General features: G+C 73.1%; 11 protein-coding genes. 4 read left to right on the top strand and 7 right to left on the bottom strand.

Annotation, left to right across the window (positions count from 1 at the left end; all coding sequences use genetic code 11):
• Positions 1–14 precede the first annotated feature (14 nt).
• The 7 genes from AB0M93_RS26195 to AB0M93_RS26165 are packed head-to-tail and all read right to left on the bottom strand — an operon-like array spanning position 15 to position 7,494.
• Positions 15–1,292, bottom strand: a complete 1,278-nt coding sequence (locus tag AB0M93_RS26195) for a type III PLP-dependent enzyme (RefSeq protein ID WP_364277138.1) — start codon at positions 1,290–1,292, stop codon at positions 15–17.
• Positions 1,276–2,778: a class I adenylate-forming enzyme family protein gene (locus AB0M93_RS26190; protein ID WP_364277135.1), complete on the bottom strand. Its 1,503-nt coding sequence runs from the start codon at positions 2,776–2,778 to the stop codon at positions 1,276–1,278. The genes AB0M93_RS26195 and AB0M93_RS26190 overlap by 17 nt, the downstream gene beginning before the upstream one ends.
• The gene (locus tag AB0M93_RS26185; protein WP_364277132.1) at positions 2,775–3,875 is read right to left on the bottom strand and encodes an acyl carrier protein; all 1,101 of its coding nucleotides are present in this window, start codon (positions 3,873–3,875) and stop codon (positions 2,775–2,777) included. The genes AB0M93_RS26190 and AB0M93_RS26185 overlap by 4 nt, the downstream gene beginning before the upstream one ends.
• Positions 3,868–5,220, bottom strand: coding sequence for a TrpB-like pyridoxal phosphate-dependent enzyme (locus tag AB0M93_RS26180; RefSeq protein WP_364277129.1), 1,353 nt, complete (start codon positions 5,218–5,220; stop codon positions 3,868–3,870). The genes AB0M93_RS26185 and AB0M93_RS26180 overlap by 8 nt, the downstream gene beginning before the upstream one ends.
• Positions 5,217–5,504, bottom strand: a complete 288-nt coding sequence (locus AB0M93_RS26175; RefSeq protein WP_364277126.1) for an acyl carrier protein — start codon at positions 5,502–5,504, stop codon at positions 5,217–5,219. The genes AB0M93_RS26180 and AB0M93_RS26175 overlap by 4 nt, the downstream gene beginning before the upstream one ends.
• Positions 5,501–6,229 carry an alpha/beta fold hydrolase gene (locus AB0M93_RS26170; protein WP_364277124.1) on the bottom strand — a complete coding sequence of 243 codons (729 nt, stop codon included), beginning with the start codon at positions 6,227–6,229 and terminating at the stop codon, positions 5,501–5,503. Before AB0M93_RS26170 ends, AB0M93_RS26175 begins: the two co-directional genes overlap by 4 nt.
• Complete coding sequence (locus tag AB0M93_RS26165) at positions 6,229–7,494, bottom strand: glutamate-5-semialdehyde dehydrogenase (RefSeq protein WP_364277121.1); 1,266 nt, start codon at positions 7,492–7,494, stop codon at positions 6,229–6,231. The genes AB0M93_RS26170 and AB0M93_RS26165 overlap by 1 nt, the downstream gene beginning before the upstream one ends.
• A gap of 183 nt (positions 7,495–7,677) precedes the next feature.
• Here AB0M93_RS26165 and AB0M93_RS26160 point away from each other — a divergent pair, with 183 nt between their 5' ends.
• The 4 genes from AB0M93_RS26160 to AB0M93_RS26145 are packed head-to-tail and all read left to right on the top strand — an operon-like array spanning position 7,678 to position 11,240.
• The gene (locus AB0M93_RS26160) at positions 7,678–8,679 is read left to right on the top strand and encodes an aldo/keto reductase family protein (protein WP_364277118.1); all 1,002 of its coding nucleotides are present in this window, start codon (positions 7,678–7,680) and stop codon (positions 8,677–8,679) included.
• Positions 8,679–9,734 (top strand): fatty acid desaturase family protein, encoded by a 1,056-nt coding sequence (locus AB0M93_RS26155; protein ID WP_364277116.1) that lies wholly within the window; start codon positions 8,679–8,681, stop codon positions 9,732–9,734. Before AB0M93_RS26160 ends, AB0M93_RS26155 begins: the two co-directional genes overlap by 1 nt.
• Complete coding sequence (locus AB0M93_RS26150) at positions 9,721–11,046, top strand: O-acetylhomoserine aminocarboxypropyltransferase/cysteine synthase family protein (RefSeq protein ID WP_364277113.1); 1,326 nt, start codon at positions 9,721–9,723, stop codon at positions 11,044–11,046. Before AB0M93_RS26155 ends, AB0M93_RS26150 begins: the two co-directional genes overlap by 14 nt.
• Positions 11,043–11,240: a hypothetical protein gene (locus tag AB0M93_RS26145; protein ID WP_364277111.1), complete on the top strand. Its 198-nt coding sequence runs from the start codon at positions 11,043–11,045 to the stop codon at positions 11,238–11,240. The genes AB0M93_RS26150 and AB0M93_RS26145 overlap by 4 nt, the downstream gene beginning before the upstream one ends.
• Positions 11,241–11,291: the final 51 nt, after the last annotated feature.

Raw genomic sequence — 11,291 nt, 5'->3', positions numbered from 1 at the left:
GGGGTCCATCGGTTTCACTCCTCGGTTGCGGGGTCGGTGGTCCTGACCAGTTCCACGCGGGAGGTCCGCGCGGGGGTGCCGGGGCGGTCGCCGTCGACGACGACTTCGGCCGGCAGGGGGTGTCCCAGGAAGGCGACGAGGCTGGCGCACAGCCCGTAGGCGCCGACGTTCGGCACCGCCACCAGGTCGCCGGGGCTCAGCTCGGGCAGCTGCGCGTTGCGGGTCCAGGTGTCCAGCGGGGTGCACAGCGGGCCGGCGACGAGCGCGTCCAGCGCGGGCGGGCCGGCCGGGCCGAGCACGTGCGGCGAGAGCGGGGGCAGCCGCCGCATCCCCGACATGCCGCCGAGGTGGTTGATGCCGGATTCGAGCACGACGATGTCCTTGCCCTGTGAACGCTTGACGTCCAGCACCGCGGTGACGAGGGTGCCCGCGGTGCCGACCAGGTACCGGCCGGACTCGAACACCACTTCGAGGTCCCGCTCGCGCCAGCCGGGCAGCTGCTCGGCGAGCAGCTCTTCGAGCCCCTCGCGCAGGCCGGGCAGCTCGCCCGCGGTGCCTTCCTTCGCGAACGGGGCACCGAAACCGCCGCCGAGGTCGAAGGTCCGGAGGCGGACGCCGTACGGGGCCAGGGCGTCCCGCAGCCGGGTGGCGGTGTTCAGCGCGCGGCCGAACTGCCCGAGCAGGTCGTCGACCGCGGTGAGGTTGGTGCCCATGTACAGGTGCAGCCCGGACGCCTCGGCGTGCTCGCCCCCGGCGAACCGCTCGGGCTCGGCGAGGATCCAGCCGGTGTCGGCGCCGAACTGCGACGGCACGCCGGTCATCGCCAGGCCCTGGCCCGGCACCGGCTGGTCGTCGTTGACGCGCAGCAGGTAGCGGGCCCGGACGCCGGCCTCGCCGGCGAGCCGGTCGAGCTGGGCGACGGCGTGCGGGGAGTCCACGGAGAACTCGCGCACCCCGGCCCGCAGCGCGGCCGCGATCTCGGCGTCGCGCTTGGCCGGGCCGGTGTAGAGCACCTGGGCGCCGGGCCAGCCGGCGTCGAGCGCGGCCCGCAGCTCGCCGGAGGAGCAGACCTCCGGGCGTGCCCCGGCTTCGCGCAGCGCACCCAGCACGTCCGGGTGCGGGTTGGCCTTGAGCGAGTACAGCAGCCCGGTGCCCGGGGGCAGCGCGGCGTCGAGCCGCCGGTGGTTGCGGCGGACCTCGGCCAGGTCGTAGACGTAGGCGGGGGTGGGCAGCCCGGTGAGGTCGCCGGGCAGGTCCGCGGTGGCCGCGGGACGCTCAGCGAGCAGTGCCACTGGAGACCTCCTCCGCCAGGGAGGCCAGTGCCTTGCGGTCGACCTTCCCGTTACCTGTCAGCGGAAGCGCCTCCACGCGCAGGCAGCTCGCCGGGATCTTGAACTCCTCGATCCGGGTGCGCATCCCGTCGAGCACGCCCTCGGCGGCCAGCTCGCCGGTGACGAACAGCCACGCCGGGCGGGTGTCCTTCGGCACCAGCACCGCGGCTTCGCGGACTCCGGGCACCCCGCGGGCGGCGGTCTCGACTTCCGTGGCGCTGACCCGGAAGCCGCGCTCCTTGTAGATGTCGTCGCGGCGGCCGTCGAAGTAGAGGTAGCCCTCCTCGTCGAGCCGGCCGTAGTCGCCGGTGCGCAGTTCCGGGAACAGCCCGTCCACGCGCGGGAACTTCTGCGCGGTCAGCTCCGGGCGGCGCCAGTACCCGGCCATCACGTTCGGGCCGCGGACCACGATCTCGCCGATCTCGCCGGCCGGCAGCCGCTCGCCGGCTTCGTCGATGACGAACACCTCCGTGCCGGGCAGCGCGCGGCCGCTGGAGCCGGGCCGCTCGAGGTCGCCGTCGACCGGCATGATGGTGGCGCGCTTGCACTCGGTGAGCCCGAACATCAGCTGCACCCGCAGGCCGGGGATGGCCTCGCGCAGGGATTCCAGCGTGCCGGTGGGCATCGCCGCGCCGGTGTTGGTGAGCAGCCGCAGGGCGGGGGCGGGCTTCGGGCGCCGCCGCAGCAGCGCGCTGAGCGCCTCGGCGACGGCCGGGACGGCGGGCAGCACGGTCGCGTTCGCGCGGACCAGGTTGCGCACCAGCGACGGCCCCACCTCGGTGGGCGCGCCCAGCACCAGGTTCGATCCCGCCGTGACCGACAGGAACACCTGGTACAGGCCGTAGTCGAAGGACAGCGGCAGCGGGCTGTAGACGACGTCCTCGGTGCGGTACACCAGCACCGACGCGATCGCCGCGGTGGCGAACAGCAGCTGCTGGTGGGTGCTGACCACGGCCTTGGGCAGGGACGTCGTGCCCGAGGTGTAGATCAGGCACACCGGGTCGACCGGCAGCGGGGGAGCGGGCAGCGTGACGTCTTCGCCGGGCCCGGCGGCGAGGTCCTCGACCGAGGCCGAAGGCACGCCGGCCGCGTCGGCCGAGCGTCGCACGTCTTCGTCGGCGGTCACCACCAGCACCGGCTCGGAGTCGGCCAGCACGTGGTCGAGACTGCTGCCGCGAACCTGTTCGTGCAGCAGGGAAAACGCGACACCGGCGCGGGCGGCGCCGAAGACGACGGCGGGCAGCAGCGGGCTCGCCGGGGCGTTGACCAGCAGCCGGTCGCCGCGGCGGGCGCCGCGGGCGGTGAGCGACTCGGCGACGCGCCGCGCGGCGGCGGCGAGTTCGCCGTAGGTCACCGAGGTGTCCCGGCAGGTCATGGCGGTCCGGTTCGGCCACAGCCGGGCGGCGTGGTCGAGCAGTTCGTGGAGCACGCGGGGCGAGTAGGTCATCGTGATCCTCCTGCGTCCAGGACGGCGCGGCAGAGGCCGTCGACGTGGGTGAGTTTTTCCGGGACCAGGTCCTCGGCGGCGAATTCGACGCCCAGATCGCTTTCCAGCCGCTCGACGATCTCCATCATGCGGAAGGAGCTGAAGCCGGGGATGTCGCCGAGCGTGCGGTCGCCGGCCGCGGGCCCGGCGCCCAGGACGGTCCGGATCACCGCGGAGACGGACTCGCGCACCTCCGGCGGCACCTCGCCCGAGTCCACTGTGGACTCCGTGGGGGCGACGACGGTGTCGAACGCCGTGTGGTCGGCGGCGAGGCAGTCGGCGAGCCTGCCGAACAGCGCGCGCGGCTCCTCCCGGCCCGCGCTGACCCGGCGGCTCGCCAGGTAGACCTGCTTGGCGAGGGTGTCCCACTCGGCCAGGTGCGCCCGGACCGCCTCGGTGGTGGTGCCCATCGCGGCGGCGTGCAGCCGGCGGCTGCGGGTGAGCAGCCAGGTCTGCAGCGTCAGGTCCCGCAACGCCCGCACCCGGTCCGGGAAGTCGGCGTACGCCGCGACGTACCTGTCCGCGTCGGCCAGCTGCACGAGCGGCGTCCGCTCGGCCGGGCGGTCGCCGGCGGTGAGTTCGTACGTCAGCGCGCCTTCGGGCAGGGCTTCGGCGAGTTCCGCGCGGCCGAGCGTCCACCGGCCCGGCCGGGCCGCACCCCACTGCGTGTCGTTGTGGTAGCCGTCGACGACCGTGACGCCGTCGCCGTCCGGCTCCACCAGGAAGCTGTGCTGCAGGTGTTCCTTGCGGTGGTAGGGGACCCAGGGCAGGTGGTAGGCGTCCGCCACGGCGTAGCAGCCGGGGCCGGGTTCGAGCTCGTCCGCGGCGGCGATCCGCGCCCGCCGGGTGACGCGCAGGCCCAGCAGGTCGGCGCATTCGGCGACCTGCGAGTCGACCTGCGGCTCGACGGTGGGCAGCCCGTCCGCGCCCGGCCGGGGCCAGAAGCGCAGGACGCGGCCCATCGCCAGGTGCGTGCCGGCGCCGTGCAGACGGTCGGCGAGTTCGGCCAGGTTCACCTGGACGCAGTCGAACAGGCGGTGATCCAGCGCCTCAGACATGACGACCACTCCCCGCGACCGCCAGCCCGGGCACCGGCTGCAGCCGGTCCATCGCCGTCACCAGCGCCTCTTCGACCGGCGGCTCGCTGCTGAGCTCGCCGTCGAGCAGCTGCTGGTAGGCGGCCAGGTCCAGGTAGCCGTGCCCGCTCACGCAGGCGACGACGCCGCGGGTGGATCCGCCGCCGGCGGCCAGCCGGGCGGCGACGGCCAGCGCGTGCCCGGACTCCGGTGCCGGCAGCACCATCTCCGAGCGGGTGAACGCCTGCCCGGCTTCCAGGGCCTCGACCTGCCCGACGGCCTGGGCGGCCACCTGGTCCCGGTGCCGCAGGGCGGAGATGAGCTTCGCGGCGCCGTGGAAGCGCAGGCCGGCGGAGTGCGAGTCGGGGATCGGGTAGGAGCTGCCGATCGTGTACATCGCCTCCATCGGGCTGACGCCGGTGGCGTCGGTCTTGTCGTAGGCGTAGACACCGCGGGTGAGCTTCGGGGTGGTGCTGGATTCCGCGGCCACCAGCTGCGGGCACTCGGTCCCGGTCGCGGCGGCCTCGGCGAAGAACGGCAGCGCGATCCCGCCGAAGTTCGAGCCGGCACCGACGCAGCCGACCACACTGTCCACAGTGGCCTCCAGCCCGGCGAGCTGCTCGATGGCCTCCAGGCCGATCACGGACTGGTGCAGGATGCTGTAGGTTTCGCCGCTGCCGATGCAGAACGCGGCCCCTTCGGTGCGCCCGGCGTACTCGACGGCTTCGCCGATGGCCAGCGCGAGGCTGTTCACCCCGCCGCCGGTGTGGGCGGCGACGTCGGTCAGGTCGCTCGGGCTGGCGTGCACGGTGGCGCCGAGGGCCCGCATCAGCGTGCCCCGGTACGGCTTCTTCTGCAGGCTCGTGCCGACCATGAACACCCGGCAGCGCAGCCCGAACATGGCGCAGGCGGCGGCGAGCGCGGTGCCCCACTGCCCGGCCCCGGTACCGGTGACCAGTTCCTTCACCCCGGCCTTGGCGTAGTAGTATGCCTGCGCCAGCGCGGTGTTCAGCTTGTGGCTGCCGGAGATGTTGCCGCCCTCGTACTTGACGTAGATCGGCACCCGGGCGCCGACGGCGTCCTCGAACCGGCGTGCCCGCCACAGCGGGGTGGGCCGGAAGCTGCGGTAGGTGTCGAGCACCTCGGCGGGGATGTCCCAGAACTCGCGGTTCTGGGTGGACTGGCGCACCAGGGCGAACGGCAGGTTGACCGACACGCCGGAGTCCGAGCCGCCGGCGGCGACCTCGGGGCTGCGGTCGGGCGGCAGCGGCTCGTCCAGGTGCGGCAGCACGCTGCGCCAGCTCGTGGGCAGGGAAACGGTGCTCATCGCGTCTCCTCCGTTTCGCCGGCGCCTTCGGCGACGACGTCGACGAGGTCGTCGACCGTCCGGAAGGTGCGGCCGACGAACAGGTCGTCGGGCAGGGTGACGTCGAGGGCGTCCTCCAGGTGCACGAGCATGCCGACGAAGCCGAGCGAGTTGATGCGCAGCAGGTCGCCGTTGAGCGGCTCGCTGCCGGGGATCTCCTCCGGCGTCAGGGAAAGCCGGGATTCGGCGATCACCACGCGCTTGACCGAGTCGGAGACCGTGGGGCGATCTGGTCCGGTCGTCATCGTTTCCCTCCAAGGGGTTTCGGGGTTCGGTTCAGGAACTCGTCGAGGTGGGCCAGCACGGCCGGAAGCGCTTTCCGGCCGAACACGTCGAAGTGGCCGCAGTCCAGTTCGCGGGTGTGCAGCCGGGCGGACAGCCGGCTCCAGCGCTCGACCTGGGTGCGCCGGTGCGGGCTCGCGCAGGCCATCAGCAGCGCGGGGCCGGGGTGGGCGGTGGTCACCCGGTGCCGGCCGGACGCGGTGACGTGGGCGTGCGCGGTGGCTTCGGCCCACGGCTGGTCGCGGCGGGCGACCCTGGCGTGCACCGACCGCATGATCCGGTCGACGACGGCGTCCCGCTGGGCCGCGGAGCGGAACTCGTCGCGGCGGGTGAAGCTGTCGATCATCACCACCGCCGGGGCCGGCCCGGTCGCGGCGAGCCGCGCCCCGAGCTCCCAGGCGAGCACCCCGCCCATGGACCAGCCCACCAGCAGGTCCGGGCGGCGCGGCAGGCCGGCCAGCAGCGGCAGGTACCGCTGCGCCATGACGTCGATCGCCGCGTCGGGCCGCTCGCCGGCGAACAGGCCGCGGGCGCGGATCCCGCTCACCCCGCCGCGGCGGGCCAGCCGCACGGCCAGCGGCGTGTATGGGCTCAGGCCGCCACCGCCGGGGTGCACGAGCACCGCCTGCGGAGCCTGCGGACGCCGGCTGAGCGGGATCAGCAGCGGCGGCCGTGCGGGGGCGGTCATCAGCTCGCCTCGCGCAGCCGGCCGTGCGCCTCGACCACCCAGCAGTGGTTCACCAGCGCGGCGAGCGTGATCGGCCCGCGGGCGTGCAGCCTGCTGGTGCTAATCGCGATCTCCGAGCCCAGTTCGAGGGTGGGGCCGTCGTTGAGCCGCAGCGATCCGTTGACGACGATGGTGGCCGCGTCGACCCGGCCGGTGAACGCGGCCGTGACCGCCGGGTCGGTGGCGGCGATCGCCTCGCTGTGCCCGGAGCCGTACCGCTGGATGAACGCCACCGCCTCCTCGGGCGAGTCGACGGCCACCACGCCGATCGTGCTGTCGAGGAACTCCCGGCCGTAGTCGTGCTCGCCCAGGGCTTCCACCCGCCACTGCCCGGTGGTCTCCGGCTGCCGGATGCCTTCGCCGACCCGCACGGTCAGCGGCCGCCCGTCGCGGCGGGCCCCTTCGAGCAGCCCGGCGACGAACTCGTCGGCGACCGGCCGGTCGACCAGCGCGATCTCCAGCGACGTGCACCCGGCCGGGGCGGGAAGCTTGCTGTCCAGCGCGATCGCGACCGCCTGGGCCAGGTCGGCGCTCGAGTGCACGTACAGGTGGTTGACGCCGCCGCCGCTGGCCAGCACCGGGATCGTGCTCGCCCGGTGGCAGTAGTCGACCAGCGACGGGCTGCCGCGGGGGATGAGCACGTCGATCGCGTCGGGACGGCGCAGCAGTTCCCGCAGCAACGCGCGGCTGGGGTCGTCCAGCACGGTGACCAGGCCCGTGGGCAGCCCGGCGTCCTCCAGCGCGGCGGTGACGGCGGCGCCGAGTTCGGTGTTGGTCCGCGCGATTTCCTTGCCACCACGCAGAAGCACGGCGTTGCCGGCGGCGACGTTGAGCAGTGCGCCCTCGACGGTGACCGTCGGGCGGGCTTCGAAGATCATCAGGACCACGCCCAGCGGCCGCGGTACCCGGTGCCGCACACCCCAGTCGCCGATCGGCGTGCCCGGCGGGCGGTCGGTGAGCTCCCGCATTTCCCCGGCGACCGTCGAGGTCAGCGTCACCAGGTCGGTGAGGTGGTCCTCGGTCAGCCGGAGCCGCTCGACGAGCACGTCCGGAAGTCCTTGTTCCCGCGCCCGGCCGACGTCGGTGTCGTTCGCCGCGCGGATCCGCGGCCACGCCGCGGAAAGCCGGCGCGCCAGTGCGGTGCAGAACCGCCCGTACGCCTCGTCGCCGAGCGGCGGTGCCGCCACGGTCGCCGCACGAGCGGCGTCGATGAGCTTGTCGGTCATTGTTGTCCCCGTCTCGATTTCCCCCGGCAGATACCTCACGCTCTCAGCGGAAAATGATCGTGGCAAACGTGATCATGGCCGAGTTGATCGGCTCATCAACACTTTCTATGACCTCATCGACGGCCCCTTGTTTCGCGATTCCAAACATTGACTGTGCGGAAATTTCCTTGGAGGGTCGGGGACATGGAACATCGTCGATTGGGCCGCAGCGGCCTCTCAGTCAGCAGGATTTCCTACGGGAACTGGATCACCCACGGGTCCCAGGTGGCCGAGGAACAAGCGAAGAAATGCGTGGAAGCGGCGCTGGACGCCGGGATCACCACGTTCGACACCGCCGACATGTACGCGAACACCCGCGCCGAAGAGGTGCTGGGCCGCGCGCTGGCGGGCCTTCGCCGGGAGAGCCTGGAGATCTGCACCAAGGTGTACTGGCCGACCGGCCCGGGCGGGCCGAACGACCAGGGCCTCGGCCGCAAGCACATCATGGAGTCCGCGCACGGTTCCCTGCGCCGGCTCGGGACCGACTACCTCGACCTCTACCAGGCCCACCAGTTCGACCCGACGGTCGAGCTGGAGGAGACCATGCTGGCCTTCGCCGACCTGGTGCGCCAGGGCAAGGTGCTCTACGTCGGGGTGTCGGAGTGGACCGCCGAGCAGATCACCCGCGGCGCCGCGCTGGCCCGGGAGCTGCGCGTGCCGCTGATCTCCAGCCAGACGCAGTATTCGATGCTGTGGCGGGTCATCGAGGCCCAGGTCATCCCGGCCTGCGAGCGCGAAGGCATGGGCCAGCTCGTCTGGTCGCCGATGGCCCAGGGCGTGCTGACCGGGAAGTACCTGCCCGGCAAGCAGCCGCCGGCCGGCTCCCGCGCCACCGACGGCGAGGGCAGCGGTTACATGGTCCGCTGGCTGCAGGACGACGTGCTGCGCCGCGTGCAGGAACTGCGCCCGATCGCCGAGCAGCTCGGCCTGACCATGGCGCAGCTGGCGCTGGCCTGGGTGCTGCAGAACCCCAACGTCGCCACCGCGATCACCGGGGCGTCGCGGCCCGAGCAGCTCACCGACAACATCAAGGCGGCCGACGTCGTGCTCGAACCCGCCGTGCTGGGCAAGATCGACGAGCTGCTGGACGGCGTCAGCCGGTTCGACCCGACCCTGATCGGCGTGCCGCTGACCGCCCTCGTCTGATGCCGGGCGAAGAGTGGGCCTACGACGGGAAGCGGTACCGGACGCACCGCTTCCCGGCCGAAGTCCGGGCCGGGATGAAACCCCTCAACCGCAGCGACAACTGGCACGCCGGGCTGGCCTGGCTCGAGGACGTCGCCTGGATCGCGGCGTGCGTGACGCTGTGCGTCGCGGTTTCGTGGTGGTGCTACCCGCTGGCGGTGCTGGTGATCGGCGCCCGCCAGCGGGGGCTGTCCACGATCCTGCACGACTGCGCCCACGGCGTCGGCGCGGCCGACCACCGGCTGCGGATGCTGCTGGGCACCGTGCTGACCGCGTACCCGATCTTCCAGCAGCACTACGCGTACAAGGTTTCGCACGTGTTCACCCACCACCCGCGGCTGGGCGATCCGGACCGCGACCCGGACCTGCGGTTCTTCATCGAGCAGGGCGCCTACCGGGCCGCCTCGCCGCGGGCCTACGTCCGCCGGGTGGTGCTGGTGCCGCTGCTCGGCAGCCAGACCTGGGCCTACCTGCGGTACCTGGTGCGCAACCGGTACCAGGTGCTGCGCGGCGGCCGTGACCGCGAATCGCCGCCGGTCCGGCGCGGCAGGCGGGCGCTCGACCGCGCCGGGTTCTGGCTGTTCTGGGCCGCTGTCTTCGGCGTGTGCTGGTCGCAGGGCTGGCTGGCGGAGCTGCTGCTGTGCTGGTTCGTGCCCTACCTGACCAGCTTCCAGATCCTGGGCTGGTACATCGAGCTGTCCGAGCACACCCCGCTCGTCCGGGACGCCCGCGTCGACCTGCACATGACGCGCAACCGCAAGAGCCGCGGCTGGGAGAAGTTCCTCACCGGCATCCACAACGACAACTACCACCTGGAACACCACCTCGACCCGCGCACGCCGTTCTGGAACCTCGGGAAGGCGCGGCGGGTGCGGCTGGCCGATCCGGACTACGCCGCGGTCGACGCCGTGCTCGGCGGGCTGTTCACGCGCGGGCCGCAGGGCCAGCCCAGCGCCGTCAGCGCGATCGTCACGTCCATGTCGGAACCGAGGGAGCACGCTCATGCCGGCCAGTGACCGACCCGCGCCGAAGGAGTACCGGCGCCCGGAGTCCGCGGTGCTGCACGCGGGCGCCGAACTGCGCACCGGGCCGACCGCCCCGGTGGTCACGCCGATCTTCCAGACCGCCGCCTACGAACTGCCCGGCACCGCGACCGCGGCGGCCATCTTCGACCTCACCGAGGACGGCCACGCCTACACCCGCCTCAACAACCCCACTTGCGACGTCCTCGAAGCGCGGATCGCCGCGGTGGACGGCGCCCCGGCGGCGCTGGCCGTCGCCTCCGGCCAGGCCGCGATCACCATCGCGCTGCTCAACCTGTGCCAGGCCGGGGACAACATCGTCAGCTCCGACGAGCTCTACGGCGGCACGTGGAACCTGCTGGCCAACACCTTCGCCCGGTTCGGCATCGAGACGCGGTTCGTCAGCCCGGAGGACCCGAAGAACTTCGCCACCGCCAGCGACGACCGCACCCGCTGCTGGTTCGGCGAGACGCTGCCGAACCCGAAGCTGCGGATCTTCCCGATCGAGGACGTCGCCGGGCTCGCGCACCAGGCCGGGATCCCGCTGGTGCTGGACAACACGCTGCTCCCGATGGTCTGCCGGCCGCTGGAGTTCGGCGCGGACATCCTGGTGTACTCGGCGACGAAGTACATCGGCGGCCACGGCAGCGCCCTCGGCGGGCTCATCGTGGACGGCGGCAGGTTCGACTGGACGCGCCACGCGGCGCGGCACCCGCTGCTGACCGAACCCGATCCCGCGCACGGCGGCGTCGTCTGGACCGAGGCCGGCGGCGGGCTCGGCAGCGCGCTGGGCCGCAGCCCGTACCTGCTGAAGGCGCGGGAGACGCTGCTGCGCGACCTCGGGTCGTGCCTGAGCCCGTTCAACGCCTTCCTGCTCATCCAGGGCATCGAGACGCTGCCGCTGCGGATGCGGGCCCACGGGGAGAACGCGGGCACGGTGGCGCGGTTCCTCGCCACGCACCCGGCGGTGGCCTCGGTCAGCCACCCGAGCCTGGCCGGGCAGGAGGAGCTGCTGTGGCGCTACCTCGGCGGCAACGGCGGGCCGCTGGTGCAGTTCGAGCTCACCGGCGGGCAGGCGGCGGGCCGCCGGTTCATCGAAGCCCTCCGCCTGTTCGCGCACGTGACGAACATCGGCGACGTCCGGTCCCTGGCGACGCACCCGGCGTCGACCACGCACGCCCAGCTGCCGGAGGCCGACCAGCGCGCGGCGGGCGTCACCCCGGGCTCGATCCGGTTGTCACTGGGCCTGGAACACCCCGGCGACCTGCTCGAAGATCTCGCCCAGGCGCTGGAGCGGGCCCGGTGAGCGCCCGGCCGCTGGTCGCGCTGGCCGCGTCGGCCGAACCGCTCGACGACGTGTCGCACATCGCCGTGCGCGAGGTCTACGTCCGGGCGCTGGAACGGATTTCCGGCTGTGCGGTGGCGGTGGTCGGCGGTCCGGCACCGTACCTGACGGACCTGCTCGAAGATCTCGCCCAGGCGCTGGAGCGGGCCCGGTGAGCGCCCGGCCGCTGGTCGCGCTGGCCGCGTCGGCCGAACCGCTCGACGACG

This window comes from Amycolatopsis sp. NPDC051102 (assembly GCF_040682815.1).
GTDB lineage: Bacteria > Actinomycetota > Actinomycetes > Mycobacteriales > Pseudonocardiaceae > Amycolatopsis.
This window is presented reverse-complemented; position numbering and strand designations above follow the sequence as displayed.

Bases quoted from the DNA above. Each gene is read 5' to 3' on its own strand.
- AB0M93_RS26170 (WP_364277124.1), bottom strand. From the start codon at position 6,229: ATGACCGCCCCCGCACGGCCGCCGCTGCTGATCCCGCTCAGCCGGCGT.
- AB0M93_RS26160 (WP_364277118.1), top strand. From the start codon at position 7,678: ATGGAACATCGTCGATTGGGCCGCAGCGGCCTCTCAGTCAGCAGGATT.
- AB0M93_RS26150 (WP_364277113.1), top strand. From the start codon at position 9,721: ATGCCGGCCAGTGACCGACCCGCGCCGAAGGAGTACCGGCGCCCGGAG.
- AB0M93_RS26185 (WP_364277132.1), bottom strand. From the start codon at position 3,875: ATGTCTGAGGCGCTGGATCACCGCCTGTTCGACTGCGTCCAGGTGAAC.
- AB0M93_RS26190 (WP_364277135.1), bottom strand. From the start codon at position 2,778: ATGACCTACTCGCCCCGCGTGCTCCACGAACTGCTCGACCACGCCGCC.
- AB0M93_RS26175 (WP_364277126.1), bottom strand. From the start codon at position 5,504: ATGACGACCGGACCAGATCGCCCCACGGTCTCCGACTCGGTCAAGCGC.
- AB0M93_RS26180 (WP_364277129.1), bottom strand. From the start codon at position 5,220: ATGAGCACCGTTTCCCTGCCCACGAGCTGGCGCAGCGTGCTGCCGCAC.
- AB0M93_RS26155 (WP_364277116.1), top strand. From the start codon at position 8,679: ATGCCGGGCGAAGAGTGGGCCTACGACGGGAAGCGGTACCGGACGCAC.
- AB0M93_RS26165 (WP_364277121.1), bottom strand. From the start codon at position 7,494: ATGACCGACAAGCTCATCGACGCCGCTCGTGCGGCGACCGTGGCGGCA.